26 protein-coding genes and 1 pseudogene are annotated in these 24685 nt (G+C 65.5%); 4 read left to right on the forward strand and 23 right to left on the reverse strand.

Features of this window, described 5'->3' with window-relative positions; translation table 11 throughout:
* Nucleotides 1–27: 27 nt before the first annotated feature.
* The 12 genes from RSW2DRAFT_RS13050 to RSW2DRAFT_RS13105 form a co-directional block, all read right to left on the reverse strand.
* On the reverse strand, nucleotides 28–1704 hold the full coding sequence (locus RSW2DRAFT_RS13050; protein WP_008031696.1) for a formate--tetrahydrofolate ligase: 1677 nt from the start codon (nucleotides 1702–1704) through the stop codon (nucleotides 28–30).
* 160 nt (nucleotides 1705–1864) lie between these two features.
* Nucleotides 1865–2470 carry an MOSC domain-containing protein gene (locus RSW2DRAFT_RS13055; protein ID WP_008031697.1) on the reverse strand — a complete coding sequence of 202 codons (606 nt, stop codon included), beginning with the start codon at nucleotides 2468–2470 and terminating at the stop codon, nucleotides 1865–1867.
* Nucleotides 2471–2626: 156 nt separating this feature from the next.
* The gene (ftsH, locus tag RSW2DRAFT_RS13060) at nucleotides 2627–4549 is read right to left on the reverse strand and encodes an ATP-dependent zinc metalloprotease FtsH (protein WP_008031699.1); all 1923 of its coding nucleotides are present in this window, start codon (nucleotides 4547–4549) and stop codon (nucleotides 2627–2629) included.
* A 75-nt stretch (nucleotides 4550–4624) separates the two neighbouring features.
* Complete coding sequence (gene tilS, locus RSW2DRAFT_RS13065) at nucleotides 4625–5893, reverse strand: tRNA lysidine(34) synthetase TilS (protein ID WP_008031701.1); 1269 nt, start codon at nucleotides 5891–5893, stop codon at nucleotides 4625–4627.
* On the reverse strand, nucleotides 5893–6711 hold the full coding sequence (ybgF, locus tag RSW2DRAFT_RS13070; protein WP_008031704.1) for a tol-pal system protein YbgF: 819 nt from the start codon (nucleotides 6709–6711) through the stop codon (nucleotides 5893–5895). Before ybgF ends, tilS begins: the two co-directional genes overlap by 1 nt.
* Before the next feature lie 4 nt (nucleotides 6712–6715).
* Complete coding sequence (gene pal / locus RSW2DRAFT_RS13075) at nucleotides 6716–7249, reverse strand: peptidoglycan-associated lipoprotein Pal (protein WP_008031706.1); 534 nt, start codon at nucleotides 7247–7249, stop codon at nucleotides 6716–6718.
* A gap of 85 nt (nucleotides 7250–7334) precedes the next feature.
* The gene (tolB, locus tag RSW2DRAFT_RS13080; RefSeq protein WP_008031708.1) at nucleotides 7335–8672 is read right to left on the reverse strand and encodes a Tol-Pal system beta propeller repeat protein TolB; all 1338 of its coding nucleotides are present in this window, start codon (nucleotides 8670–8672) and stop codon (nucleotides 7335–7337) included.
* A gap of 109 nt (nucleotides 8673–8781) precedes the next feature.
* The gene (locus RSW2DRAFT_RS13085; protein ID WP_008031712.1) at nucleotides 8782–9939 is read right to left on the reverse strand and encodes a hypothetical protein; all 1158 of its coding nucleotides are present in this window, start codon (nucleotides 9937–9939) and stop codon (nucleotides 8782–8784) included.
* Nucleotides 9940–9949: 10 nt separating this feature from the next.
* Nucleotides 9950–10420, reverse strand: coding sequence for an ExbD/TolR family protein (locus RSW2DRAFT_RS13090; RefSeq protein WP_008031714.1), 471 nt, complete (start codon nucleotides 10418–10420; stop codon nucleotides 9950–9952).
* Between the two features lie 3 nt (nucleotides 10421–10423).
* Nucleotides 10424–11119 (reverse strand): protein TolQ, encoded by a 696-nt coding sequence (gene tolQ, locus RSW2DRAFT_RS13095; protein WP_008031717.1) that lies wholly within the window; start codon nucleotides 11117–11119, stop codon nucleotides 10424–10426.
* A gap of 106 nt (nucleotides 11120–11225) precedes the next feature.
* Nucleotides 11226–11633: a tol-pal system-associated acyl-CoA thioesterase gene (gene ybgC, locus RSW2DRAFT_RS13100; RefSeq protein ID WP_008031719.1), complete on the reverse strand. Its 408-nt coding sequence runs from the start codon at nucleotides 11631–11633 to the stop codon at nucleotides 11226–11228.
* Nucleotides 11630–12253, reverse strand: a complete 624-nt coding sequence (locus tag RSW2DRAFT_RS13105; protein ID WP_232209689.1) for a hypothetical protein — start codon at nucleotides 12251–12253, stop codon at nucleotides 11630–11632. Before RSW2DRAFT_RS13105 ends, ybgC begins: the two co-directional genes overlap by 4 nt.
* Nucleotides 12254–12411: 158 nt before the next feature.
* Between RSW2DRAFT_RS13105 and RSW2DRAFT_RS17205 the strand changes: the two genes are divergently transcribed.
* Both RSW2DRAFT_RS17205 and RSW2DRAFT_RS13115 read left to right on the forward strand, forming a co-directional pair.
* Complete coding sequence (locus tag RSW2DRAFT_RS17205; RefSeq protein ID WP_156790716.1) at nucleotides 12412–12987, forward strand: phosphatase PAP2 family protein; 576 nt, start codon at nucleotides 12412–12414, stop codon at nucleotides 12985–12987.
* 7 nt (nucleotides 12988–12994) lie between these two features.
* Nucleotides 12995–13345 carry a diacylglycerol kinase family protein gene (locus RSW2DRAFT_RS13115; protein WP_008031723.1) on the forward strand — a complete coding sequence of 117 codons (351 nt, stop codon included), beginning with the start codon at nucleotides 12995–12997 and terminating at the stop codon, nucleotides 13343–13345.
* A 212-nt stretch (nucleotides 13346–13557) separates the two neighbouring features.
* On the opposite strand, the gene RSW2DRAFT_RS18330 is transcribed toward RSW2DRAFT_RS13115, so the two are convergent.
* From RSW2DRAFT_RS18330 to ruvC, 5 genes are all read right to left on the reverse strand, one after another.
* Nucleotides 13558–13704, reverse strand: coding sequence for a hypothetical protein (locus RSW2DRAFT_RS18330; RefSeq protein ID WP_008031724.1), 147 nt, complete (start codon nucleotides 13702–13704; stop codon nucleotides 13558–13560).
* A 197-nt stretch (nucleotides 13705–13901) separates the two neighbouring features.
* Nucleotides 13902–14936, reverse strand: coding sequence for a Holliday junction branch migration DNA helicase RuvB (ruvB, locus tag RSW2DRAFT_RS13125; RefSeq protein WP_008031725.1), 1035 nt, complete (start codon nucleotides 14934–14936; stop codon nucleotides 13902–13904).
* On the reverse strand, nucleotides 14933–15814 hold the full coding sequence (locus tag RSW2DRAFT_RS17210; RefSeq protein ID WP_008031726.1) for a GIY-YIG nuclease family protein: 882 nt from the start codon (nucleotides 15812–15814) through the stop codon (nucleotides 14933–14935). Before RSW2DRAFT_RS17210 ends, ruvB begins: the two co-directional genes overlap by 4 nt.
* A 3-nt stretch (nucleotides 15815–15817) precedes the next feature.
* Complete coding sequence (gene ruvA, locus RSW2DRAFT_RS13135; protein ID WP_008031727.1) at nucleotides 15818–16492, reverse strand: Holliday junction branch migration protein RuvA; 675 nt, start codon at nucleotides 16490–16492, stop codon at nucleotides 15818–15820.
* Nucleotides 16489–16995: a crossover junction endodeoxyribonuclease RuvC gene (ruvC, locus tag RSW2DRAFT_RS13140; RefSeq protein ID WP_040672207.1), complete on the reverse strand. Its 507-nt coding sequence runs from the start codon at nucleotides 16993–16995 to the stop codon at nucleotides 16489–16491. The genes ruvA and ruvC overlap by 4 nt, the downstream gene beginning before the upstream one ends.
* Nucleotides 16996–17324: 329 nt before the next feature.
* On the opposite strand from ruvC, the gene RSW2DRAFT_RS13145 reads away from it, so the two are divergent.
* Nucleotides 17325–17540: a DUF1127 domain-containing protein gene (locus RSW2DRAFT_RS13145; RefSeq protein WP_008031731.1), complete on the forward strand. Its 216-nt coding sequence runs from the start codon at nucleotides 17325–17327 to the stop codon at nucleotides 17538–17540.
* Nucleotides 17541–17635: 95 nt separating this feature from the next.
* On the opposite strand, the gene RSW2DRAFT_RS13150 is transcribed toward RSW2DRAFT_RS13145, so the two are convergent.
* From RSW2DRAFT_RS13150 to RSW2DRAFT_RS13175, 6 genes and pseudogenes are all read right to left on the reverse strand, one after another.
* Nucleotides 17636–17989: a hypothetical protein gene (locus RSW2DRAFT_RS13150; protein WP_008031733.1), complete on the reverse strand. Its 354-nt coding sequence runs from the start codon at nucleotides 17987–17989 to the stop codon at nucleotides 17636–17638.
* A gap of 80 nt (nucleotides 17990–18069) precedes the next feature.
* The gene (locus tag RSW2DRAFT_RS13155; protein ID WP_008031734.1) at nucleotides 18070–18948 is read right to left on the reverse strand and encodes a 50S ribosomal protein L11 methyltransferase; all 879 of its coding nucleotides are present in this window, start codon (nucleotides 18946–18948) and stop codon (nucleotides 18070–18072) included.
* Nucleotides 18949–19008: 60 nt separating this feature from the next.
* Entirely contained in the window at nucleotides 19009–19599 is a 591-nt protein-coding gene (locus RSW2DRAFT_RS13160) for a hypothetical protein (RefSeq protein ID WP_008031737.1), read from the reverse strand.
* Nucleotides 19600–19627: 28 nt separating this feature from the next.
* The gene (msrA, locus tag RSW2DRAFT_RS13165) at nucleotides 19628–20278 is read right to left on the reverse strand and encodes a peptide-methionine (S)-S-oxide reductase MsrA (protein WP_008031739.1); all 651 of its coding nucleotides are present in this window, start codon (nucleotides 20276–20278) and stop codon (nucleotides 19628–19630) included.
* Between the two features lie 38 nt (nucleotides 20279–20316).
* Nucleotides 20317–21561, reverse strand: a complete 1245-nt coding sequence (locus RSW2DRAFT_RS13170) for an MFS transporter (protein WP_008031740.1) — start codon at nucleotides 21559–21561, stop codon at nucleotides 20317–20319.
* 151 nt (nucleotides 21562–21712) lie between these two features.
* Nucleotides 21713–23939: pseudogene (locus RSW2DRAFT_RS13175) on the reverse strand (primosomal protein N').
* Between the two features lie 61 nt (nucleotides 23940–24000).
* Here RSW2DRAFT_RS13175 and fsa point away from each other — a divergent pair.
* A complete protein-coding gene (gene fsa, locus RSW2DRAFT_RS13180; protein WP_008031745.1) occupies nucleotides 24001–24654 on the forward strand; it encodes a fructose-6-phosphate aldolase in 654 nt (217 codons plus the stop codon).
* Nucleotides 24655–24685: the final 31 nt, after the last annotated feature.

Raw genomic sequence — 24685 nt, forward strand, 5'->3', positions numbered from 1 at the left:
GCGGCCAAAGGACAACGCGGCAGTTGGTCAGAACAGGCCTTCCACATCGCCGTCCGCATTCAGCCGGATCACCTCGGCCGAGGGCAAGCGCGGCAGGCCGGGCATGGTCATGATCTCGCCGCAGATCACCACGATGAACCCCGCCCCGGCCGAAAGCCGCACCTCGCGCACCGGCACCGAATGCCCCGTGGGCGCGCCGCGCACGTTGGGATCGGTGGTGAAACTGTATTGGGTCTTGGCCATGCAGACCGGCAGATGGCCATAGCCCGCCGCCTCCCAGACCTTGAGCTGATCGCGGATCGACTTGTCGGCCAGCACCTCGTCGGCATGGTAGATGCGCTTGGCGACGGTTTCGATCTTCTGGAACAGCGGCATGTCGTCGGGGTAAAGCGGCGCGAAATTGGCGGCACCGGATTCCGCCAGGGCCACCACCTTGTGCGCCAGATCCTCGATCCCCGCGCCGCCATGCGCCCAGTGCTTGCACAGGATCGCCTCGGCGCCCTGGCCTGCCACATAATCCTTCACCGCCTGCACCTCGGCATCGGTATCGCTGAAGAAATGGTTGATCGCCACCACCACCGGCACGCCGAAGCTTTTGACGTTGCCGATATGGCGGCCAAGGTTGGGGCAGCCCTTCTGCACGGCGGCCACGTTTTCCGCCCCCAGATCGGCCTTGGCAACGCCGCCATTCATCTTCATCGCCCGCACCGTGGCGACAATCACCGCCGCCGCCGGTTTCAGCCCAGCCTTGCGGCACTTGATATCAAAAAACTTCTCGGCCCCCAGATCGGCGCCAAAACCGGCCTCGGTCACCACATAATCACCCAGTTTCAGCGCGGTCTTGGTGGCAATCACCGAGTTGCAGCCATGCGCGATATTGGCAAACGGCCCGCCATGCACGAAGGCCGGGTTGTTCTCCAGCGTCTGCACCAGATTGGGCTGCATCGCGTCCTTCAACAGCACCGTCATCGCGCCATCGGCCTTGATGTCGCGGCAATAGATCGGCTTCTTGTCGCGGGTATAGGCCACCACGATGTCGCCCAGCCGCTTTTGCAGGTCGGCCAGATCGTTGGAAAGGCACAGGATCGCCATCACTTCCGAGGCCACGGTGATATCAAACCCGGTCTGCCGCGGGAAACCGTTCGACACCCCGCCCAAGCTGACCACGATATCGCGCAGCGCCCGGTCGTTCATGTCCATCACCCGGCGCCACACCACCCGGCGCTCGTCGATGCCCAGATCGTTGCCCCAGTAGATGTGGTTGTCGATCATCGCCGACAGCAGGTTGTGCGCCGAGGTGATCGCATGGAAATCGCCGGTGAAATGCAGGTTCATCTCTTCCATCGGCACCACTTGCGCATAGCCGCCACCCGCCGCCCCGCCCTTCATGCCGAAGTTCGGCCCAAGGCTGGCCTCGCGGATGCAGACCACGGCCTTCTTGCCGATGCGGTTCAAACCGTCGCCCAGACCCACCGTGGTGGTGGTCTTGCCCTCGCCCGCCGGGGTCGGGTTGATCGCGGTCACCAGGATCAACTTGCCATTCGGGCGGCCTTCCAGCGACTTGATGAACTCCTGCCCGACCTTGGCCTTGTCATGGCCATAGGGCAGCAGGTGTTCGGCGGGGATGCCCAGCTTCGCGCCGATCTGCATGATCGGCAGCTTTTTCGCCTCGCGCGCAATCTCGATGTCGGTCTTGAAGGCCATGTCTCTCTCCCCGCGGGCGCTGCCCGGTGTTTTAATCCGCTATAGCGGCAGAAAGTCACAAGGAAAGGGTGGATTGCGACCGTCGCAGCGGTAAAATCGTCCGCCCGCGTTTCCGATGCGAAACCCAAGCCGGGCTTGCGGAAATTTCCGCAGCGGGGCCTCAGCCCAGCCGAGCCGTATCCAGATGCGCCCAGACCGGCTGATCGGGGATATGCAACCGCAGCACGTCGCCCAGCCGCAAGCTGCCCTCGCGCTCGACCCAGGCGGTGACGCCGCGCTTGCCCTCGGCGGCGGTCTTGAAGGCTTTGCCCATGCAGGGCAGCGCCTTGCCGATGGTCACCGCCGGTTCCTGACAGGGCCGGTTTTCCATATCGACCACCAGCGTCGTGCCGTTTTCGGCCTGCAAGCGGCTCGACGGCGGCAGGTGGCTGAAATCGGGGAAACCTTCGGCCACCACCGAGGCGCCGACCCAGGCATAGTCGAACTCGGCTATCCCGAGGTCCGCCGCCACCTCTGCCATTTCCTCGGCACTCACCACGGCCAATTGCCGGGTGTTGCGGATCAGGGTGCCACGCGGATGCTGCGCCTTGACCCGGCTGCACGATGGCCGCGTCAACCCGGCATGGCTTTCGCGCGCGTAACCGGCAAAGGTCAGCGGCATCTCGGCCACCGCTTCGGCCCGGATCACCAGATCCTGCACCGGCAGCACCTGCGCGCCCAGCCAGACGATCCGGCCCTGAAAATTGGTCGGCAGCAATGCGGGCATGGGTCCACCTTCGGCAGGAAAAAACGGCGTCCGAGCGGGCGAAGCACCGCGCCGCAAGCAAGGAATAAACCTGCTCCTGAGCCAAGCGCAAACGAAAACCCCGAAACCATTCACAGGTTCCGGGGTTTCAGTCTTTTGCGATGTCAGGCCGCCAGCTCAGGCCAGCGGTTCGGGCTTCAACCCGTCGGCACCGGCGTCGGGCTTCAGCAGCTTCGGCTTGGTCTTCGGGATCGCCGCGATCGAACTGACCCCGCCGCCCGACGAGGACGAGTTGTCGCTGTCGTCCTCCAGCTTTTCGCCCGCCACCACCCGGCGAATTTCGTCGCCGGTCAGGGTTTCATATTCCAGCAAGCCCTGCGCCAGCCGCTCGAACTCGACCTTCTTCTCCAGCAGCACCTTGCGCGCCACCTGATAGCCGTCGTCGATCAGCCGTTTCACTTCGGCCTCGATCGCCTTCTTGGTTTCCGCCGAAACCGAGAAGCCGCCGGTGTTGCCCTGATAACCCTCGTGCGCCTCGGCATAATCGATGTTGCCGATCACGTCCGACATGCCCCAGCGCATCACCATGGCGCGGGCGAGGCTGGACGCCTGCTGAATGTCGCCCGACGGACCCGACGAAACCCCCTCTTCGCCATACTTGATGATCTCGGCGGCCTTGCCGGCCATGGTCATGGCGATCTTCTGCTTGGCCTCGTCCTTGTGCATGTTCAGCCGGTCCATCTCGGGCAGGCTGACCACCATGCCCAGCGCCCCGCCGCGCGGAATGATGGTGGCCTTATAGACCGGGTCGCATTTCGGCATGTTGATGCCGACGATGGCGTGACCGGCCTCGTGATAGGCGGTCTTTTCCTTCTGGTCGGCGGTCAGCACCATCGAGCGGCGCTCGGCCCCCATCATCACCTTGTCCTTGGCGTTCTCGAAATCGTCCATGGTCACGAAGCTGCGGCCCACCCGGGCGGCGGTCAGCGCCGCCTCGTTCACCAGGTTGGCAAGGTCAGCGCCCGAGAAGCCGGGGCAGCCGCGCGCGATGATGCGCAGATCGACATCCGGCCCCACCGGCACCTTGCGGGCATGCACGGTCAGGATCTTTTCGCGGCCCTTGATATCGGGGTTCGGCACCTGAATCTGCCGGTCAAACCGGCCGGGGCGCAGCAGTGCGGGGTCCAGCACGTCCTTGCGGTTGGTGGCGGCGACGATGATCACACCCTCGTTGGCCTCGAAGCCGTCCATTTCCACCAGCAACTGGTTCAGCGTCTGTTCGCGCTCGTCATTGCCGCCGCCCATGCCGACGCCCCGCGCCCGGCCCACGGCATCAATCTCGTCGATGAACACGATGCAGGGCGCGTTCTTCTTGGCCTGCTCGAACATGTCGCGCACCCGGGAGGCACCCACACCCACGAACATTTCCACGAAATCCGAGCCGGAAATCGTGAAGAACGGCACCCCGGCCTCACCGGCAATCGCCCGCGCCAGCAGGGTCTTACCAGTGCCCGGAGGACCAACCAGCAGCGCGCCTTTCGGAATTTTACCGCCCAGGCGGCTGAATTTCTGCGGATTGCGCAGGAATTCGACGATCTCTTCCAACTCTTCCTTGGCCTCGTCGATGCCCGCCACGTCGTCGAACGTCACCCGGCCATGCTTTTCCGTCAGCAGTTTGGCGCGCGATTTGCCAAAGCCCATCGCCCCGCCTTTGCCGCCGCCCTGCATCCGGTTCATGAAGAACACCCAGATGCCGATCAACAGAAGGAACGGCAGCCAAACGCCAAGGACGGACAGGAACCCCGATTGCTCCTGCGCCTCGGCCCGCACCTCGACGTTTTTGGCAATCAGCCGGTCGGTGATGTTCTCGTCCAGCGGCTTGATGGTGACGTAGCGCGCGCCATCACTGCCCATCACCGAAATCTTTTCGCCATCCAGCGTCACACTGGCGACCTTGCCGGCATCGACCTGCGCAATGAATTCCGAATAGGACAGGCTGCGCGCGGCGCTGGTGCCGGTGCCATTGCTGAACAGATTGAACAGCGCCAGGATCAGCAGGAACAGCACCACCCAGAACGCGATATTTCGTGCATTGCCCACGAACAGTCTCCCCAAGTGCCCCGGCGCGTCTGGCGCAGGGCGTCCCTGTGTAAGATAGAGATTAGCGCGGGGTGTTCAATGCGATAAAGCGCAAAGAAAATCACCATCCGGTGCAGGGGCGATTTCCGCTCGCCAGCCGAGCCCGAACCCGGCCAGCGGGGCTGCCAGCAATTCCGCGCCGCGCCAGGCCGAAACCGAGGCCAGCAGCGACGCCCTTGGCACCCCGGTCGCCCGCCAGTCCGGGCAGCGCGCCAGCCCTGCGGCGCCCAAGGCTCTCAATTCCAAGCCGTTGATTTCCGGCCCGTAAACCCGCCAGCGGCCATCCCACAACGCATCCGCTGTGGTCACATGGTCGCGCACCGCCTGCCATTCGCGCAGCACCCGGAGACCCTCGGGGCGCAGCAACATCCTGCACCCCAGCAGCGTCGCCGGACGCCCCGCCCGCAGCTTGGCCAATGCCGCCGCAAGCGCCGGTCCGCGCGGGCCATATTCGGCCGAGGAGACCCGGATCAGCGCCGATGCCAGCAGCCTGCGGGCAATTTCTTCCGGCAGATCGTGCAGCGCGGCAGGGTCGATCACCACATCCCCGGCCTCGATCCGGGCGTATTTCCGGGCGGCGTCGCGGGTCTGCACCTCCAGCGCCGCCCGCACCTGCGCCAGATGCCCTGCCACCTCGGCCAGCCGCTCTGTCGTCAGCCCCAGCGCGGCCAGCGTTCCCGCCGCCTGCCGCAGCCGCACCCGATCAAACCGGGCGTTATCGTTCGAAGGATCATCGACCCAAACGACGCCCCGCCCCGCCAGCCAGTCGCGCAACTCCCCGCGCCCGATCTCCAGCAAGGGCCGCAGCCAGTTCACCCCCTGATGCCGCCGGCGCGCGGCCATCGCCGCCAACCCATCGACCCCCGCACCACGCGCCAGCCGCAGCAGCAGGGTCTCGGCCACGTCGTCGCGATTGTGCCCCAGCGCCACCGCGGCAATCCCGTGTGCCAAGGCCCATTCGGCAATCAGCGCATAGCGCGCCCGCCGCGCCTGATCCTGCAGGTTGCCGCGGCCGTCCCAACCCTGCCAGCGCAGCGTGTCATGCGGCACCGCCAAGGCCGCACAGGCCCGCGCCACGCCTGCGGCTTCGGCGGCGCTTTCGGCGCGCAAGCCGTGATCGACCGTCACCGCCCGGCACGGCAACCCCGCCGCCACCGCCAGATGCAGCAACGCCATCGAGTCGCCACCGCCCGAGACCGCCAGCCCCAAAACAGCAGGGCCTGACCCGGCATCACACCGCGTCAGGCCCTGCAAAAATCGTTGCGGCACCGCCGCGCCCCCGTTTAGCGGCACAGCCGCAGGCATCACTGACAGCCCAGACCCTGCATGGCACTCTGGGCGTCGCTGGCCTCGGTGCTGCCGGGAAAGCGGGTGCCCACTTCGGCCAGCGTCACGCAAGCCTCCGGCCCCTGCCCCAGCGTGCCCAGCGCCTGCCCCAGCTTCAGCAGCGAGGCCGCAGCGCGCGGCCCGTCCGGTGCGCCGGAAAACGCATCCAGATAGGCCCGCGCGGCATCGGCGGTTTCGCCCAACTTGCCCAGCGCCTCGCCGCGCAGGAAATGCGCCTCGTAGGTCAGGGGGCCGCCCGTGTAGGTCGTGGCAAAGGTCGCAAACTGGTTCGCGGCGGTGCGAAAGTCACCGGAATCGAGCACCGCCCGGGCCCGGTCGAAATCTGCCTGTTCGCCAACTGCCAGTTCCGCCCCGGCCGCAGGCGGCGCCACCGGATCGACCGGTGCCGCAGCCCCGCCCGCATCGCCGCCCAAAGTCGGCGTCGCCGGGATCGCCCCGACATCGCCGCCCTCAAGCTCTACCAGCCGGAACTCCAGATCGCCCAGCCGGTTGGTGCCATCGGTCACCACCTTGTTCAGCCGCAACTCGACGCCTTCGGTCTTGGCGGTCAGCCGCACCAAAGCCGCCTCGATCGAATCCAGCCGCTGCAAGGCATCGCCGCCCGCAGCCCCCGATTGCGCCGCCCCGGTGGTGACCAGTTCCTGCTTCAGCGCGTTGAACTCGGCGCTGAGGCCGGCCAGTTCGGCCCGGATATCGGCCAGCGTCTGCGCCCGGTCCTGCGCCATCGCAGCCCCGGGCAGCAGCAGCACCAGCGCGAATGAACGCAGCAGGCTCATGCGATCAGGCCCCCGCGCCCATCGACAGCACCGTCACGGCGCGGCGGTTGCGCGAGTAGCAATCCTCGGTCGAGCAGACCTCGATCGGGCGCTCCTTGCCATAGGACACCGTGCGCATCCGGCTGGCGGTGACGCCCTGGCTGATCAGATAGTTCTGCACCGCACTGGCGCGACGCGCCCCCAGGGCCAGGTTGTATTCGCGGGTGCCCTGCTCGTCGGCGTGGCCTTCGATGATGATGGCATAATCGCGGTTGGTGTTCAGCCACTGCGCCTGCCCTGCCAGCGTGGCGCGGGCCTGATCGGACAGGTTGCTTTGATCGACGGCAAAGAACACCCGATCTCCCAGCGTCTGGTTGAAATAGGCGACCGAGGCCGGGTCCGAGGCATCGCCCAGCCCGCTGCTGTTGATACCGCCCGCACCTCCGGCACCGCCAGCGCCACCTGCGCCTGCACCACCCGCACCGTAGCGATCGGGGTTGTTACAGGCCGCAAGGCCCAGCACGGCCAGCACAAGCAAGGCCTTGGATACGTGGGTCATTAGAAAAATCCTTCTTGTTCTTGGCTCGATTGGACGCAGCATATCAGGTTTGCGCGCCCTTGGGAATCGGGCGCGCCTTGAAAAATCACGGCAAAAGCGGCGACCACGCGGGGTCCGAGGCCGGGGTTTCGGTGCTGATCTGGCGCAGGTTGCGCCCCGAGATATCCACCGAATACAGCGCCGGTTGCCCGCCTTCGCCCGCCTGTTCGCGGGTGAACATGATCACCCGGCCATTCGGCGCCCAAGTCGGGCCTTCATCCAGGAAGGACGCGGTCAGCAGTTTTTCCTCCGACCCGTCGGTCAGCATCACGCCAATGTGAAACCGGCCCTCGTTCTGCTTGGTGAAGGCGATATAGTCACCACGCGGCGACCAGACCGGCGTGCCATAACGCCCGGCGCCGTTGGAAATCCGCCGCGGCTCGCCGCCCCCCGCGCTCATCACATAAAGCTGCTGGGTGCCCGAGCGGTCGGACTCAAACACGATCTTGCTGCCATCCGGCGAATAGCTGGGGGCGGTTTCAATCGACGGCGCGTCGGTCAACTGGCTGAGCGTGCCCGACTGGGTATCGACGGTATAGATGTCGGTGTTGCCACCGCGTTCCAGACTGAACACCACGGTGCGGCCATCCGGGGCAAAGCGCGGCGCGAAGGTCATGGTGCCGGGCTGTTCCTCCAGACTGCGGGTTTGCAGACTGCCCACATCCATCAGGTAAATCTGCGGGAAACCGCTGGTGTAGCTGGTGAACAGGATGCGGTCGCCCGAGGGCGAGAACCGCGGCGCCAGCACGATCGAGGCGCTGTCGGTCAGGTAAGCCACATTGGCGCCATCGTAATCCATCACCCCCAGCCGCTTGGCGCGCTGGTTCTTCGGGCCACTTTCCGACACGAACACCACGCGGCTGTCGAAATAGCCGCCCTCGCCGGTGATGCGGGCATAGGCGGCGTCGGCCACCTTGTGCGCCATCCGCCGCCAGCTTTGCGCGGTGCCGGCGAATTGCAGCCCCTCGCCCATCTGCTGACCGGAGAACACGTCGAACAGCCGGAATTTCACCACGATCTGATCGCCCGAGGCCTGCACCGCCCCAGTGATCAGCGCCTGCGCGTTGATCGCCTTCCAGTCGGGGTAGGATACCGGCGCGTCAAAGCTGGTGACGCGGGCGATATGCGCCGCGGCCGGAATTTCGGCAAACAGGCCCGTGCCCGCCAGATCGGCGGCAATCACCCGGCTGATCTTGGCGGCATAATCCTCGCCACCGCCATTTTCGGCCACGAAATCCGGCACCGCAAAGGGCATCGGCTCGATCACCGGGTTGTTCAGCTCGATCCGCAGCGGTTCGGCCTGCGCCAATTGTGCGAAGGTCACGCCACCAAACAGGGCCAGAGAGAAGGCAATCGCCGGGGTAAGGTATCTGAGACGGGTCATATGTCCCTCATGTTCTGAGCCACCGCCCGACTTTGGGCCGCGGTTTTCGATTTGCCAAAGGGAAAAGCCAAGGCTGTCTCCCCGGTGATGAAATGCAGGAAGCGCGCCGTCATAGCCCGATTCCGTTCGAATTGAACACCAGTTCCAGGTCTTTCCAGGTGTCGTATTTTTCCGGCGGCAGCGGGAAGCCCTCGCTGCCACAGCGCAGGATCGCCCGCCGCGCCACCTCGTAGGCCTGCCGCGCCGCCGCGTCCGACCCGCCCGAGGAGCCGATCATCCGCACCGAGGCCGCCTCGGGCGTGCCATCCGGCCCCACCGACACCGCCACCGTCACCGTGGTGCGCAGCGCCTCGGTGGAAAGGGCGGCGACGTTCCAGCAGCGTTCCACCGCCACCCGCAGCGCATCCTTCTCGCCCGAGGACATCGGCGGCCCGGCGGGGGCGGTGTTGCCGCCTTGCTCGCCACTGTCGGCAACGGCCAGTTCGGCGGCCAGCGCCTCGGCCACCGCATCGTCGGTGGCGGTGCTGTCGGCGGCAGGTTCGGCAGGGGTTTCCGCCGCCACCGCTTCGGCAACCGGCGCAGGCGCCGACCGCGACGGGCGCACCCGCGGGCGGGCGGACGCGGTGGGGGCCAGTTGCGGCGCGTCGTCTGAGGTGTCGGTGGCTTCGGTCACGATCTGGGTCGTGGCTTCTTCAGGTGCTGCGGCGGGTTGTTCTTCCACCACCACCGGCGCTTCGGGCGCAGGTTCCGGCGTCACCGCGGGCGTGGCTTCGGGGGCCACCGCCACATCCGGCGGCGGCGGCTCGACCGGCACCGGCGCCACCCGGGTCGAGGGCCTGGGCTTCGGCTTCACCGATGACGGCGGCACCGGGATCGGCTGCGGCACATCGGCGGGCGGCAATGGCTCGGGGGCCGGCGCAGGCGTCGGATCGGGCGCGGGTTCGGGGGTGGGTTGCGGCTCGGGGTCGGCTGCGGCCACCGCTTCTGGCGCAGGCTCCGGTTCGGGGGCCGGTTCGGGCGCCACGTCCGGCACCACCGGTTCGGGGGCCGCCACCGCAGGCTCGGCAGGTGCGGCAGGTGTCGGCGCCGGTTCCGGCGTCGAAGGTGCCGCCGCCACCAGCGCGTCGAACTCTGCCGCCGACAACAGCGACACCGCCGTCACCGCCGCCTCGGGCGCGTCTTCGGGGGTCGAGAAGAACCCCGCGAAAAGCACCCACAGGATCAGGCAGCCATGCCCGATGCCAGAGATGATGACGCCCTTGTCCATATCGCCCGGCCTAGCCACCACTGCCGCCGAAGGTCGGCCCTTCGGTGTCGGTCACCAGACCGATGTTGCGAAAACCCCCGGCGTTCAGCGCGCCCATCAGTTGCGCCACCCGCGCATAGGGAATCCCGCCATCGGCGCGCAGGAACACCTTGTCCGAGGTGCGTTCCGCCGCGATTGCCTTCAGCTTGGGGATCAGCTCGCCCTCGGCCACCTCGGTGGTCTGTATCATCAGCAGGCCGTCCAGCGTCATGGTGATGGTCAGCGGCTCCTCGGCCTCGTTCGGCATCGCCGTCGCGGCGGTATCGGGCAGTTCCACCGGCACGCCCACCGTCAGCATCGGTGCCGCCACCATGAAGATGATCAGCAGCACCAGCATCACATCGACGAACGGCGTGACGTTGATCTCTGACATCGCCGCCGACTTGCCGCGATGCCGCCGCCGCCCGCCGCCGCCCGATTTCTTGGTGACACCAGCACCCATGGCTCAGGCGTCCAACTGGCGCGACAGGATGGTGGCAAATTCGTCGGCAAAGGCCTCGTAGCCGCCGATGATATGCTCGCTGTCCGAGTTCAGCTTGTTGTAGAACACCACCGCCGGGATGGCCGCCACCAGACCGATGGCGGTGGCCAGCAGCGCCTCGGCGATGCCGGGGGCCACAACGGCAAGGTTGGTGTTCTGCGAGATCGCAATCTGCTCGAAGGCATGCTTGATGCCCCAGACCGTGCCAAAGAGGCCGATGAACGGTGCAGTGGACCCCACCGTGGCCAGGAACGACAGCCCCTTGTTCAGGCTTTCGCTTTCCTTGGCAATCGCCACATCCATCGAGCGGTCGATCCGCGCCTGCGCGCCTGCGATCAGCCCGCCGTCCTGCCGGTGACTGCGCCGCCACTCCAGCATCCCCGACGAGAAAATCCGCTCGGATGCCCCCATCGGCTGCGCACCGATCTTTTCGAACAGCTCGTCCAGCGGTTCGCCCGACCAGAAGGCGCGGTCGAACACCCCGGCTTCGGCCTTGGCCTTGCGATAGTCGATGTGTTTGCGGATGATGATCGCCCAGGACCAGAACGACATGCTCAGCAGCATGATCATCACGATCTTGACGGTGAAAGTGGCTTTCAAGAATAGCGCGAGCAAAGAGAAATCAATCTCTTGCGCCATCGCAAGGGGTGTCGTGTCCATACGCCTGCTCTTTTTCCGGGCTGTTGTTCAGCCGTTATTGCAGTGATTCTAACGGGTTTTAAGGGGGAATGCCACCACATCTGTGTGAACGGCGATTTTGCGCCGCTTAAGGGCTGGGGAGCGCCGCTGCCAGCCGCTGCCGCAAATCGGCGGGTATGCGCGCGGCATGGCCTGCCTCGGTCAGGCAGACCAGCGTCACCTCGGCGTCGAACAGCACGGTGTCGCCGCGCATCACCTGCTGGTGCAGCACGATCCGGGCGACAGTGACCGCCCGCGGCGTGGTGCGCACCGACAGTTCGTCGTCGAATTTGGCCGGACGCAGGTAATCCGCCACCAGCCGCCGCACGGCAAAGACCTGCCCGGTTTCGGCCCGTAACGCGACCTGATCCATCCCCAAGGCCCGCACCCATTCACCGCGCGCCCGCTCGATGAACTTCAGGTAATTGGCGTAATAAACGATTCCGGCCAGATCGGTGTCCTCGTAATAGACCCGCAAGGCGAAGGTGTGGCTCATGGCGCCATCCTCGCCGCCAGCCGCAACGCATGGCTGGCATCGCGCGCAACCGCAGGCAGCACCGGCGCATAGGCCGCGCGGATCACCGCCGCAATCTCGGGGCGCAGAACCGCCACACCGCCCGCCATCGCCAAGGGCGAGGCCCCGGCAAAGGCCTGCTCGCCCCACAGCAGGATCACCTGCACCGCCTGCGAAAGCGCCAGCGTTTCCGCAGGCAGATCGGCCAGCGCCGCATCCATCCGCAAGAACACGAACGCCGCCTTGATCGCGCCACCCGCGTCAAAGCGGAACGCCCGATACTGGTTGGCCCCGCTGGCGGACAGCCGCGTGCACAGCGGCGCAAGATCGGGGATCAACTGGTCCAGCCCCGGCACTTCCAGCAGCTCTGCCCAGTCGCGGCAGAAGAACAGCATCAGATTGGCCCCCAACTCGGGGTCGGTTTCTGCCATTCTGTGCCCGGCCAGCACCACCACCGCCTCGATCGCGCCCTTGATCACCGCCAGCGTCGCGTCATCGACGCCAAACACCACCGGCACGATCGGCCGCCCCCAGCGGGCACACAGATAGCTGCCGTCCGGGCGGGTGAACAGGGCTTGCACAGCTTCGGGACTCACGGTCATGGCTTTCATCTTCGAAAAAATATCCTCGCCGAAGGCATAGAAAGTTTTTGCCGCCGTCTCAATGCTCACCATGAAAGGCCAACTTACACACCGACCAAAGTCCGTAGCCTGAATAATAACGCTCGACTTTCGCAAGCAAATTTTCAAAATGGCCAAAAGTGATTTCAGAGGAAAAAATGCGCACACTGAATGTGGTGGTTTCCGGCGTTCTGGCCCTTTTCATCACCGTTGCGGCAACGCTGCAACCGGCCTTGGCCCAGCCGCAAAAAAACTGGGACAAGCTTTCGACGGCGCTTGTTTTCGGCCTTGCCGGCGGTGCCGAACTTGCAACCTTGTCAAATCATGACAAGCCGGGGCAATTCGAGTTGATCAAGACCATGGCGTCAACCCTGGTTGTCGTGGAAGGGCTGAAGTCGGTTGTCCATGCGCCACGGCCGGACGGTTCGGGAAACGACAGCTTCCCGTCCGGGCATGCGGCGCTGGCATTTTCGGCGGCGACATATTTCGACATTCGCTACGGTGCCGAAAACCGGGTGCTTGTGCCGGTCGCCTATGGTGCGGCAGCCCTGACCGCCGCAGCCCGGGTTCGGGCCGACAAGCACCGGTTCGGGGATGTTGCGGCCGGGGCACTGATCGGTTTCGGGCTTGCGCATGTCTTTACAGATCCTGAATCCCCGATTTCCGCCTATCCGACCGGCGACGGCGTCGGACTGAACTACGCCAGAAGGTTCTGATCCGGTCATGCGGCGGCTGGTCCAGCGGCTTGTCAGTTTCAAGTATGCGGGTCGCGGCGTGTGGCTTCTGTTCAGAGAGGCGAATGCCAGAATTCATCTGGCCGCGACCCTCCTGGTCATTTTGCTTGGCCTTTTCTTGCGTGTTCAGGCCAGGGATTGGGCACTGCTGACCATCTGCATCACCGTTGTCCTTGCTGCAGAGGCGATCAACACGGCCGTCGAACGTGTTGTCGATCTGGTCAGCCCGGAATGGAGCGCGCTCGCCCGCGATGCCAAGGACCTGGCTGCAGGCTGTGTCCTGATTGCCGCCATCGGTGCTGCAATCGTCGGATTGACCGTTTTCCTGCCCTTTCTTTGACAGCGGCGCCGACCGCATCGGTTAACCGGGCCCAGCCGGGCAACCCCGAACTTGCGCTGGCGCGCGGCGGGGAGGGCCGAAGGTTAGACGCCGCTGCCGCGCGCCAGCGCCGCAACTGCCGCTGCCGGTCATCCGTCGAACAAGTCGCTCTGCCACGGCACCCAAACCGCAACCGGCTCGTGCCGACGGCCCGGGCTTGCGCCGGTTTCGCCTTAATTCTCCTGAATGGAAATGCCGCCCTCATCCATGCGGATTTCAACCCCGGTCGGCTGCTGGCGCGCCTGATACAGGTAGTAGCCAAGAACTGCGATGACGGCGACAAGCACCACCACGATGATCGGAAGCGAGCTCTGTTTCATGACTTTGGTCCTTGTTGCAAGAGTGACCTTTGGCCGTCAAGCGGCGAAAGGTTTCCGGCATCATCGCGCGTTTTCCTTGGTCCTGCGCCAACCTGGGTCAGTATCTGCCCCGGCATTGCACACCAAGCCGACCATTGCATTTCTTGCCTATTTGCAACGAAATCTGCAAAATGCGCGGGAAAATCCGGGCCTGAATTTCAATTTTCAAACAAATCGTTCTGCCCCGGCAAGCGCGGCGCTTCCAACCCCAGATGCCGCCAGGCCTTGGCGGCCAGCATCCGGCCCCGTGGGGTGCGCTGGATCAGGCCCTGCTGCAACAGGAACGGCTCGATCACTTCCTCGATCGAGTCGCGGCTTTCCGACAGGGCGGCGCCGATGGTTTCCACCCCCACCGGCCCGCCACCGTAGTTGTCGGCCAAAAGGCTCATATAGCGGCGGTCGGCGCCGTCCAGACCCAGATGGTCCACCCCCAGCCGGGTCAGCGCGCGGTCGGCAATCGCCTGGGTCAGCCGCCCGTCGCCCTCGACCAGCACGAAATCCACCACCCGACGCAGCAAGCGGCCAGCGATGCGCGGCGTGCCACGGGCGCGGCGGGCAATCTCGCGGGTGCCATCCGGGTCGGCTGGAATACCCAATAGCCGCGCGCCGCGGGTCACGATCAGGTCAAGCTCGTCCTCGGTGTAGAACTGCAACCTTGTGGGAATGCCGAAACGGTCGCGCAAGGGCGTCGTCAGCAGGCCCAGCCGCGTGGTGGCGCCGACCAGCGTGAAGGGTTGCAGATCGATCCGCACCGTGCGCGCCGCGGGCCCCTCGCCGATCACCAGATCCAGCGCGAAATCCTCCAGCGCCGGATAGAGCACTTCCTCGACCACCGGGGAAAGCCGGTGAATCTCGTCGATGAACAGCACGTCGCGCGGCTCCAGATTGGTCAGGATCGCTGCCAGATCGCCCGCCCGCGCCAGCACCGGGCCAGAGGTCATGCGGAACCCAACCCCCAGTTCCCGCGCCATGATCTGCGCCAGTGTGGTCTTGCCAAGGCCGGGGGGGCCGTGGAACAGCGTGTGGTCCATCGCCTCGCCGCGCATCTTCGCACTGTCGATGAACACCCGCAGGTTGGCCCGCGCCTCCGCCTGCCCCACGAAATCCGCCAGCATCTGCGGCCGCAGCGCACGGTCCAGATCGGCGGCATCCTCGGGCAGTTTTTCCGGGCGCAGGGTGGGGTTCGAGGTCATGCGCGGTTCAATCCATGGCTGACGGTATCAAGCCTGCGTTTCCAGTTCTGCTCGACCCCGATCACCTGATCCGGTGCAAGGTCGGGGTCAAGCCGTTGCAGGATGGAAAAGCGGAAGGCCGCCGGGTCGCGCCGCGCCAGTTCGACGGTCACACCGCGGTCGCCCGCCACATGCGCCCGCCAGCGCCCGAGCAGGTTTTCCGCGCCGTAGGCCGAGCCGACATAGCGCGCGCCGTCGGTCTGATCGACGATCAGATAGACCCCGCGCCATTCGGCCAGTCGCGCCGCCCAATCGCGCGGCAGGGCGCGCAGTTCGATCGCTGACAGGATCATCTCGCGCCATTCCGGCGGATGGCGTCGCAGCAACGACTCCTCTGAAATGGCTGCGATGTCGGCACCAAGGTTGGCCGCAATCCGCACATAGGTCCGCCCACCGGGGGCAGCGATGGTCAGCCGCCCCACAAGATCGGACAGCGCCTCCAGCCGAGACATGGCGAAACGGACCTGCCGCCCGCCACGCGCCAGGTTTGCCGCAGGCCCGGTATCGGTGGCACCAAACTCCTTTTCCAGCCGCGCGAACCGTGGGTCGGCGTAGATGTCTTCGACCGGAAATTCGCCCTCGGGTCGAACCGCGAACAGTCCGGCAAACACCATGCGCCGCCCAGTCAGAGGCACAAAACTGGCGGCGAACGGGCGGGCCAACAAGATCGCAGTCGCAGACCTGGAATGCACGCTTTGATAGGCGTCGAACAGGTCGGGGTGATCGGCCACGACCACCGGCAGCAAGGCGCGAAACGGATGCAGGTTGGTGGTATGCAGGATGACCGAAACCTGAGCCGGGTCGAAGCCGCCATCCCGCAGAAGCAGGTTGAACTTCATGCGCTACCCCTTCGGCGCCAGCAGTTTCAGGGCGATGCGGATCAGGGTGGCAGTGTCGGCTTCGGGCGCCTCGCCCGCCGCCTGCGCCACCGCTTGCGAGGCATCCACCGGGCCGTAGCCCAGATTGGTCAGCGCCGACAGCGCGTCGGCGGTATAGGCGGCGCGGCTTTGGGTCGGGGCGGGCGTGGGTTTGCGGGCGACCGGCAAAGGCTCGATCACCGCGTCGGCATCGTTGCCTTCGGCACGGGCCGACAGGGCGGCGCCCATCGCCATCACGCCGGGAGCCTTGGATTTCAGCTCCAGCACCACCCTTTGTGCGATCTTCGGCCCGATGCCCGGCGCCGCCTGAATGGACCGCGCATCGCCCAGCGAGATCGCCCGGGCCGCACCTTCGGCCCCCAAAGTGCCCAGGATCGCCATCGCCGCCTTGGCGCCCACGCCCTGCACCGTCATCAATAGCCGGTGCCATTCCTTCTCCAGCAGTGTTGGAAACCCGAAAAGTTGCAGCAGATCTTCGCGCACCAGCAGCTCGGTATACAAAGCCACCGCCTCGCCCGGCCCTGGCAACCCCGCCAGCGTGCGGTCGGACACATGCACGATATAACCCACGCCGCGCACGTCGATCAGCACATGATCCGCCCCGCGATAGTCGATCCGGCCCGAGATTTTCCCGATCATCCCACAGCCCTTTTCAATGCCGCCTCGAACCGGCCCGCCGATTGCAGGTGATGCGCATGGCAGATCGCCACCGCCAGCGCGTCCGCCGCGTCGGGGCCGGAAATCTGCACGCCGGGCAGATGGATACGCACCATATGGTCAACCTGCACCTTGGCGGCGTGCCCCACGCCCACCACGGTCTTTTTCACCGCATTCGGCGCGTATTCCCCGACGGTCAGCCCGGCCTGCGCCGGCACCAAGAGCGCAATCCCCCGCGCCTGGCCCAGCTTCAGCGTCGCCACCGCGTCCTTGTTGACGAAAGTATGCTCCACCGCCGCGGCATCGGGGGCAAAGGCCCGCAGCACCTCGGTCAACTGGGTATGCAAGGAAAGCAGACGCTGCGCCAGATCGCCGTCCTGCGAATGGCAGATGCCGTTGGCAACATGGGTCAACCGCGCGCCATCGACGTCAATCACACCCCAGCCAAGGTTGCGAAGCCCCGGATCGATTCCCAAAACGCGCACGGCCTGCCCCTTGCTCTGCCCATTGTTCGGCTTTTCCGAAAACTTAGCACGAATAGAGAACATCCGCCAATCGAAATCCCGGCTTGCCATGCGCGGGAATACCGTGGTATGCATCTCGAAATTGCGACGGGTCGCGCTGCGAAACCGACGCTTTTGATCAGGGGCGACACCGAACCCTTAAAAACGTGGCAAATTTAAGGCCACGAGCCATGCAATTTCTGCAAGGCGGGATTGCTCCGGCTCCCATTGCTATGCACATGCCGCGAGAATATCTGTCATCGGAAGGCGTAAACGCCCATCCATTGAGCAGTTCGTGAAGGATTCCCGCCATGGCCAATTATGAAACCACCCCCGCCGCACCCTTTGGTGCCATCACCACCTACCACGCGATTCAAGCCGTCTCGAACGTGTTTGGCGCTCTGGCTGCCTGGAATGACGCCCGCGTCACCCGCAATGCCCTGGGCAAGCTGACCGACCGCGAGCTGGACGATATCGGCCTGTGCCGTGGTGACATCGACCAGATCGGCCCGAACGGCCACATCTGATCCGCCTGCGCGTCGGGGCGGAAAGCCCCGCGCATGCCAAAGGCCGCGCATCCCGCAAGGAGCGCGGCCTTTTGGTTTTCCCGGGCAAACCCGGATCAGGTATCGACGCTGGTGACCGCCGCGCCGATCTTTTCGGAAATGAACAGCGTCACCGGATCGGCCTGCATCAGCGCGCCACCCAACCGGTCGAAACCTTCGCCCTGCATCAGGCTTTCCACCCGCTGGTCATAAACTCCGCCGCCGACCTGATAGTAGATCGCGCCCTTCAGCCCGAAGCCGCAGGCCATCACAACCATCAGCGAGCGCAACACCGGCAGGCGTTTGCGGGCTTTGCGCATGTAATAGGAACGGCCCAAGGTGCCTGCCGCCTCGAATCCAAAACCCTTGGCGCGGGCTTTCTCGATGCGTTTCACACGGCCATAAAAGTCGGCAAGATTAGGGTCGGCCATGACCAATACTCCTCAGCATCAGTGTCGGCCCCCACCGTTTGTTCAGGCTATGTCAGAATTGTGGCAGCAATAAGGCGCTGTTACCGGTAACCGTGGCGCAGCACCAAAGTTGACCATTCTCCGATATCTTCGCGGCTTTCCGGCACAAAACCGGCCGCCACATAGGCCGCCGTCACCGCCTCGGCCTGCACCACCAGCAGGCCTGACAGAATCACCAGACCCTCCTTGGCCACATGCGCCGCCATGTCGGGGGCAAGCTCGATCAGTGGGCCTTTCAGGATGTTGGCGAACACCAGATCGAACGGCGCCGCCTCCGCCAGCACCGGATGGCCGAAGCCCGCGGCCTCCACACAGTCCAGCCGCCCTTGCAGCCCGTTGATCGCCACATTGGCCAGCGCCACATCGACCGCCACCTGATCAATGTCCGAGGCGATCACCAAGGCGCCGGGCAGCACCGAGGCCGCCGCCATCGCCAGCACCGCGGTGCCGCAGCCGATATCGGCAACCTTTTCAGGACGGAACCCGGCCTCGAACAGCCGGTCAAACGCCCGCAGGCAGCCCAGCGTGGTGCCGTGGTGGCCGGTGCCAAAGGCCACCGTCGCCTCGATCTGCAACGCCACCCGGCCCGGCGGCACGGTATCGGCGTCATGGCTGCCATAAACATAGAACCGGCCGGCCTCTACGGGGGACAACTCGCGCCGCACCTTGGCCACCCAGTCGATCTCGGGGATTTCCGACACCGCGAACGGCTTGGCGCCGTAAGCCATCGCCAGCACGTCCAGCACCACCTCGTTCGGCGCTTCCAGGAAATAGGCGCCCACTTCCCAAAGCCCGCTGTCATCCTCGATCTCGAACACGCCCACGCCGATCGGCGGCGGAGCCAGCTTTTCCACCGCCTGCGACAGCGCCTGTGCGGCATCTTCGCCCATCAGGGTGGTCAGCGCGGAATAGGTGGGCATGGCGGTATCCTTCTGCGGGTTGCGGTGGCGATAGACGCGGCAACCCGGCCCGTCAAGCACTTAGGGGTCGGCCTTGGCCAGCGCCTTGCGCATCTCTTCCAGCCGGTCGCGCCAGCCTTCGGCATCACCGAAATCAATGAAGCCCGCCTGCCGGTCATGCGCGCCCTTGACCCGGCGGGAATGTTTGATCGGGCACCAGTATTGCTCGGTCCGCGCCGCGATCTCGCGGGCATAGGACAGCAGGCCGTTGCCATAGCCGCAATAGATGCAGTTCAGCTTTTCCACCAGATTGAGGTAGCCCAGCGCCTGCCGGTCGATCACGATGTAGTCGGCGCGGCGCACCTTTTCGATGCCGTAAACCGGAAAACACACCGCCTGATACAGGCTGATGAACAGGTCCAGCAGCACGAAGGGCAGGATCAGCGCATAGATGAACGGTGCTGTCAGCACCACCAGCAGCCGCGAGCGGAACACGTAGCCGAACAGCCGTGACCGCAAGGCGCGGTGCTGTGCATGGGTCTCGCGGTCGAAGATCGCCCGGCCCTGCTCGATGTGATAGCGCAGCGCGGCCTTGCGGGCCTCCAGTTCGGCCTCGACATGGCCCTCCAGCTCGATGATGCGCGCGCGCAACTCGTCCAGGCTTGACGTCATTCCAGCCCCTTCCCGCGTCAGCCCGACGCTAAACCCCAAGCCCGATTGGGCAGGTCACGCCAGTGCCACCAATGCCGCAATAGCCATTCGGGTTCTTGGCCAGATATTGCTGATGGTAATCCTCGGCATAATAGAACACCGGCGCCGCCACGATTTCCGTGGTGATCGCCCCGCGCCCCGCCGCCGTCAGCGCCGCCTGATAGGCCGCCTTGCTGGCCTCTGCCGCCGCCATCTGAGCCGCATCGAACACATAAATCCCCGAGCGGTAGGTCGAGCCCACATCATTGCCCTGCCGCATCCCCTGCGTCGGGTCGTGGCCTTCCCAGAACAGCTTCAGAAGCTGCGCATAGCTGACCTGTGCGGGGTCGAAGATAACCCGCACCACCTCGTTATGGCCGGTCAACTGGGTGCAGGTTTCCTTGTAGGTCGGGTTCGGGGTAAAGCCCCCGGCATAGCCCACCATGGTCAGCCAGACCCCGGGCACCTGCCAGAACTTCCGCTCTACCCCCCAGAAACAGCCCATGCCGAACATCGCCACCTGCATCCCCGCAGGCACCGGCGATTTCAGCGGCAGACCGGAAATGAAATGCGGCTCGGTCACCGGCATAGGCTGCGCCCGCCCCGGCAACGCATCGCCCGCCGCCACCATCGCCGTCTTCTTCGCGCCAAATCCGAACATCAAAGCCTCCTCTGCGATTCAACCCGATATAGGGCGGCTTACAGCACCGGACCAGTCGCCACACCGAACCGCCCCGAAAGCCGGGTCTCGTTGCCGCGTTCCGGGTGGCGCGGCACCAAGAGCGACAGCAGGAACGAGGTCAGCGCCATGCCCGACGCCAGCCCGAACACCGACCCCGGCGCCGTCACCCACAGATAGCCCAGCAGTGCCGGCAGAAACACCGCCGCGATGTGGTTGATGGTGAAAGCCACCGCCGCCGTGGGGCCAATATCCTGCGGGTCGGCGATCTTCTGGAAATAGGTCTTTTGCGCGAAGGACATGGCAAAGAACAGGTGGTCGATGACATAAAGCCCCGCCGCCACCCAGAGGCCCCAGTCGAACCAGTAAAGCCCGCCATAGGCCAGGAACACGAAGAACAGCCCGCCATGCTCCAGCAGCAGCGATTTCTGCTCGCCGAACCGGCCGATGAACCGCCCCAGGAAGGGGGCCAGCAGCATGTTGGCCAGAAAGTTGATCAGGAACAGCGCAGTGATCTGATCGACGGCAAAGTGGTATTTTTCGACCATCATGAAGGCCGCGAACACCACGAAGATCTGCCGCCGCGCCCCGGCCATCAGTTGCAACAGGTAAAACAGCCAGTAGCGCCGCCGCAGCACCATGTGCCGGTGCTGCCGGTGTGGCCCGTCAAACTGCGGATAGGCCACAAGACAGAACAGCGCGATCAGCGCCGTCGCCCCGCCCGAGGCAAGGTAAACCGTGGAGTAATCCAGCCCCAGGCTTTTCCAGGTCAGCACGATCAGCCCGTAGGCCACCAGCGACGCCGCCGCCCCGATCGAGGTGATCCAGCCCAGCACCCGCGGCGCCTGGGCCTTGTCGATCCATTGCAGTTGCAGGCTCTGGTTCACCGCCTCGAAATAGTGAAACCCCAGCGAGGACAGCAGCGTGACCCACAGGATGCCGGAATAGCTTGGGAAAAACGCCGTGACCGCCGTGGCCGCGCCCAGCAGGAACAGCGCCACCAGCGCCAGCACCTGCTCGCGGATCACCAGCACCAGCAGGATCACCCCCACCGACAGAAAGCCCGGCACTTCGCGCACCGTGTGCAGCCAGCCGATCTCGACCCCGGTGAACCCGGCCTTCTCGATGACGAAATTGTTCAAAAGCGCCGACCAGGTCGAAAACGCGATCGGTTGCGCCGCGGCGATCAGGAACAGCAGGAAAATCGGCCGCCGCCAATAGGGCAGGGTTTGGGCCTCGGCAAGGGACAGGGTTCTGCGCCACATGCCCCTGCCTAGCCCTTCGCCGGTGCCGGGGCGAGTGCAGAATTGTTTCCCGCACAATCCGCGCCCCGGCTACAGCCACGCAATAACCGACTTCGGTTTCTTCTTGGCCCAAATACATCTCTGCCGCCGATGCAGCCCACGGCCCCGAGGGCTAAAGAAAGCTCTGCGGATCAATATCCACCGCCAGCCTCAGATTGGCCGGCAATTTCAACTGCCCCAGCCATTCCGCCAACGCCGCCTGCAAGGGCACGCCCTTTTCCGCCTTCACCAGCAGCCGCACCCGGTGCCGCCCGCGCACCCTTGCAATTGGCGCGGGCGCTGGCCCGAACACCTGCGCCCCGATCCGCCGCAAAGGCGCATCCCGCCGCGCCAGTTCGCCACCGAAATCAAACGCCAGCGCCACGTCGGGCGAGGACAGGATGATCCCCGCCATCCGGCCATAGGGCGGCACGCCCGAAACCCGGCGCTCCTCGGCCTCGGCGGACCAGAACGCTTCCTCGTCGCCGCCCAGAATGGCGCGGATCACCGGGTGTTCGGGCTGATGCGTCTGCAACAAGGCGAGCCCCGGTTTCTCGGCCCGCCCCGCGCGCCCCGCCACCTGGCGCATCAACTGAAACGTCCGCTCTGCCGCCCGCAGGTCGGACCCTTGCAAGCCCAGATCGGCGTCGATCACCCCCACCAGCGTCAGCAGCGGAAAGTTGTGGCCCTTGGCGACGATCTGGGTGCCGATGATGATATCCGCCCCGCCCGCCGCGATCACCCCGATCTGTTCTTTCAACGCCCGGGCCGAGCCGAACAGGTCCGACGACAGCACGGCCAGCCGCGCCTGCGGAAACCGCGCCGTCACCTCCTCGGCCAGCCGCTCCACCCCCGGACCGACCGGTGCCATCCGCCCTGCCACCCCGCAGGCCGGGCAGACGGTGGGAATCGGCTTGGTGGCACCGCACTGGTGGCAAACAAGGCGCTTCAGGAAACGGTGCTCGACCATCCTTGCGTCGCAATCATCGCAGCCGACCTGGTGCCCACAAGCCCGGCACACCGTCACCGGCGCATAGCCGCGACGGTTCAGGAACAGCATCGCCTGCTCGCCAAAAGCTACCCGCGCCGCCACCGCCTGCGCCAGCGGTTCGGAGATCCAGCGGTCGTTGGCAAGGCTTTGCCCGCGCATGTCGATCGCCCGCATGTCGGGCAGTTCCGCCACCCCGAACCGCGCACCAAGGTCCAGCCGCCCATACTTCCCCGCCTGCGCATTGGCCCAGCTTTCCAGGCTGGGCGTGGCCGAGGCCAGCACCACCTGGCACCCCGCCAGCGCCGCCCGCAGCACCGCCATGTCGCGGGCGTGATACAGCACGCCATCCTCCTGTTTATAGGAGGTGTCGTGTTCCTCATCGACCACGATCAGCCCCAGCTCGCGGAACGGCAGGAACAGCGCCGAGCGTGCCCCCACCACCATCTGCGCCCCACCCTGTCCGACCATCCGCCACAGCCGCCGCCGTTCGGTCATGGTCACGCCGGAATGCCATTCCGCAGGCCGCGCGCCAAACCGCGCCTCGACCCGGGTCAGAAATTCGGCGGTCAGGGCGATTTCGGGCAGCAGCACCAAGGCCTGCCGCCCCTGCTTCAGACATTCCGCCACCGCCTCAAGGTAAACCTCGGTCTTGCCCGAGCCGGTCACGCCGCGCAGCAAGGTGGTGCCATAGCCGCCCAAGGCCACCGCCGCCACCAGCGCATCGCCCGCCGTGACCTGATCGCCCTCCAGCCGCGCCGACCCCGAAGGGTCCAGCGCCGGATAGGGCAGATCGCGGGGGGGCGTCTTCCTCCAGCACCGCCCCGGCCTTGACCAGCCCCTTGATCACGCCGGTGGTCACCCCGGCCTCGGCCGCGAGTTCGACCAGCGTCAGCCCGGCCCCGCCATAACGCGCCAACACCTCCAGCACCCGCGCCCGCGTGTCGGTGGCCCGCGCCACGCCGTCGCCTTGGCGGTAAATCCGCTTCATCGACGGCGGATCGCCCAAGCCCGGCGCGCGGGTGGCCAGCCGCAGCATCGCGGAAAGCGGCGTCATGGTGTAGTCGGCGGCGCGCGCCAGAAAACCGCGCATCTCGTCGCGCATCGGGGCTGCATCCAGCACCCGCGTCACCGCCCGCAGCTTGGCCGGATCATAGCCCCCCGACCCCGGCCCCCAGACCACCCCCAGCACCCGCCGCGGCCCCAGCGGCACCTCGACGAAATCGCCCAAGGCACAGCCGCCCTCGGGCGCGCGATAGTCCAACAGCGGCCCCAAAGCCCGCCCCAGCGTTTCGGCCAGCAGCACGCCCACCTCGTCGCCTGTGGCAAATTGCCCGCCTTGCACGCCTGCCTCTCTTTCGCCGCCCCGCATCTTGCGCTACACCACCGGGCAAAGCCGCTGCAACACCCTTGCCGAACAAAGGAACCACGCGATGAAATTCTTCGTCGATACCGCCGATGTCGCCGCCATTGCCGAACTGAACGATCTGGGCATGGTCGATGGCGTGACGACCAACCCCTCGCTGATCCTGAAATCCGGCCGTGACATTCTGGAGGTCACCAAGGAAATCTGCTCTTTCGTTTCCGGCCCGGTTTCTGCCGAAGTGGTCGCACTGACCGCCCCCGAGATGATCAAGGAAGGCCGCAAGCTGGCCGCCATCGCCCCCAATATCGCGGTGAAGGTGCCACTGACCTGGGATGGCCTCAAGGCCTGCAAGGTGCTGTCGGGCGAGGGGTTCATGGTCAACGTCACCCTGTGCTTTTCCGCCAATCAGGCGCTGCTGGCGGCCAAGGCGGGGGCCACTTTCATCTCGCCTTTCGTGGGTCGGCTGGACGACATCAACGCCGACGGGCTGGAGCTGATCGGTGACATCCGCACCATCTATGACAATTACGACTTCAAGACCCAGATCCTCGCCGCCTCGATCCGCTCTGCCAACCATGTGTCGCAATGCGCGCTGATCGGGGCCGACGTGGTCACCGCCCCGCCTTCGGTGATCAAGGCGATGATCAGCCACCCGCTGACCGACAAGGGGCTGGAAGGCTTCATGAAGGATTGGGCGAAAACCGGGCAGAAAATTCTCTGAAACCCTGTATAGTGCCGCGAAAACCAGTGGG

The organism is Rhodobacter ferrooxidans, from assembly GCF_000176015.1.
GTDB lineage: Bacteria > Pseudomonadota > Alphaproteobacteria > Rhodobacterales > Rhodobacteraceae > Pseudorhodobacter_B > Pseudorhodobacter_B ferrooxidans.

What these genes read in the sequence shown, in the direction of transcription:
- RSW2DRAFT_RS13155 (WP_008031734.1), bottom strand. Translation starts at nt 18,948, where the DNA reads ATGCCCACCTATTCCGCGCTGACCACCCTGATGGGCGAAGATGCCGCA.
- ybgF (WP_008031704.1), bottom strand. Translation starts at nt 6,711, where the DNA reads ATGAGCCTGCTGCGTTCATTCGCGCTGGTGCTGCTGCTGCCCGGGGCT.
- RSW2DRAFT_RS13050 (WP_008031696.1), bottom strand. Translation starts at nt 1,704, where the DNA reads ATGGCCTTCAAGACCGACATCGAGATTGCGCGCGAGGCGAAAAAGCTG.
- msrA (WP_008031739.1), bottom strand. Translation starts at nt 20,278, where the DNA reads ATGTTCGGATTTGGCGCGAAGAAGACGGCGATGGTGGCGGCGGGCGAT.
- ruvB (WP_008031725.1), bottom strand. Translation starts at nt 14,936, where the DNA reads ATGACCTCGAACCCCACCCTGCGCCCGGAAAAACTGCCCGAGGATGCC.
- RSW2DRAFT_RS13170 (WP_008031740.1), bottom strand. Translation starts at nt 21,561, where the DNA reads ATGTGGCGCAGAACCCTGTCCCTTGCCGAGGCCCAAACCCTGCCCTAT.
- tolB (WP_008031708.1), bottom strand. Translation starts at nt 8,672, where the DNA reads ATGACCCGTCTCAGATACCTTACCCCGGCGATTGCCTTCTCTCTGGCC.
- tolQ (WP_008031717.1), bottom strand. Translation starts at nt 11,119, where the DNA reads ATGGACACGACACCCCTTGCGATGGCGCAAGAGATTGATTTCTCTTTG.
- RSW2DRAFT_RS13145 (WP_008031731.1), top strand. Translation starts at nt 17,325, where the DNA reads ATGGCCAATTATGAAACCACCCCCGCCGCACCCTTTGGTGCCATCACC.
- RSW2DRAFT_RS13085 (WP_008031712.1), bottom strand. Translation starts at nt 9,939, where the DNA reads ATGGACAAGGGCGTCATCATCTCTGGCATCGGGCATGGCTGCCTGATC.
- pal (WP_008031706.1), bottom strand. Translation starts at nt 7,249, where the DNA reads ATGACCCACGTATCCAAGGCCTTGCTTGTGCTGGCCGTGCTGGGCCTT.
- RSW2DRAFT_RS17210 (WP_008031726.1), bottom strand. Translation starts at nt 15,814, where the DNA reads ATGAAGTTCAACCTGCTTCTGCGGGATGGCGGCTTCGACCCGGCTCAG.
- tilS (WP_008031701.1), bottom strand. Translation starts at nt 5,893, where the DNA reads ATGCCTGCGGCTGTGCCGCTAAACGGGGGCGCGGCGGTGCCGCAACGA.
- RSW2DRAFT_RS13160 (WP_008031737.1), bottom strand. Translation starts at nt 19,599, where the DNA reads ATGACGTCAAGCCTGGACGAGTTGCGCGCGCGCATCATCGAGCTGGAG.
- RSW2DRAFT_RS13105 (WP_232209689.1), bottom strand. Translation starts at nt 12,253, where the DNA reads ATGACCGTGAGTCCCGAAGCTGTGCAAGCCCTGTTCACCCGCCCGGAC.
- RSW2DRAFT_RS18330 (WP_008031724.1), bottom strand. Translation starts at nt 13,704, where the DNA reads ATGAAACAGAGCTCGCTTCCGATCATCGTGGTGGTGCTTGTCGCCGTC.
- ybgC (WP_008031719.1), bottom strand. Translation starts at nt 11,633, where the DNA reads ATGAGCCACACCTTCGCCTTGCGGGTCTATTACGAGGACACCGATCTG.
- RSW2DRAFT_RS13150 (WP_008031733.1), bottom strand. Translation starts at nt 17,989, where the DNA reads ATGGCCGACCCTAATCTTGCCGACTTTTATGGCCGTGTGAAACGCATC.
- RSW2DRAFT_RS13115 (WP_008031723.1), top strand. Translation starts at nt 12,995, where the DNA reads ATGCGGCGGCTGGTCCAGCGGCTTGTCAGTTTCAAGTATGCGGGTCGC.
- ruvA (WP_008031727.1), bottom strand. Translation starts at nt 16,492, where the DNA reads ATGATCGGGAAAATCTCGGGCCGGATCGACTATCGCGGGGCGGATCAT.
- fsa (WP_008031745.1), top strand. Translation starts at nt 24,001, where the DNA reads ATGAAATTCTTCGTCGATACCGCCGATGTCGCCGCCATTGCCGAACTG.
- RSW2DRAFT_RS13090 (WP_008031714.1), bottom strand. Translation starts at nt 10,420, where the DNA reads ATGGGTGCTGGTGTCACCAAGAAATCGGGCGGCGGCGGGCGGCGGCGG.
- RSW2DRAFT_RS13055 (WP_008031697.1), bottom strand. Translation starts at nt 2,470, where the DNA reads ATGCCCGCATTGCTGCCGACCAATTTTCAGGGCCGGATCGTCTGGCTG.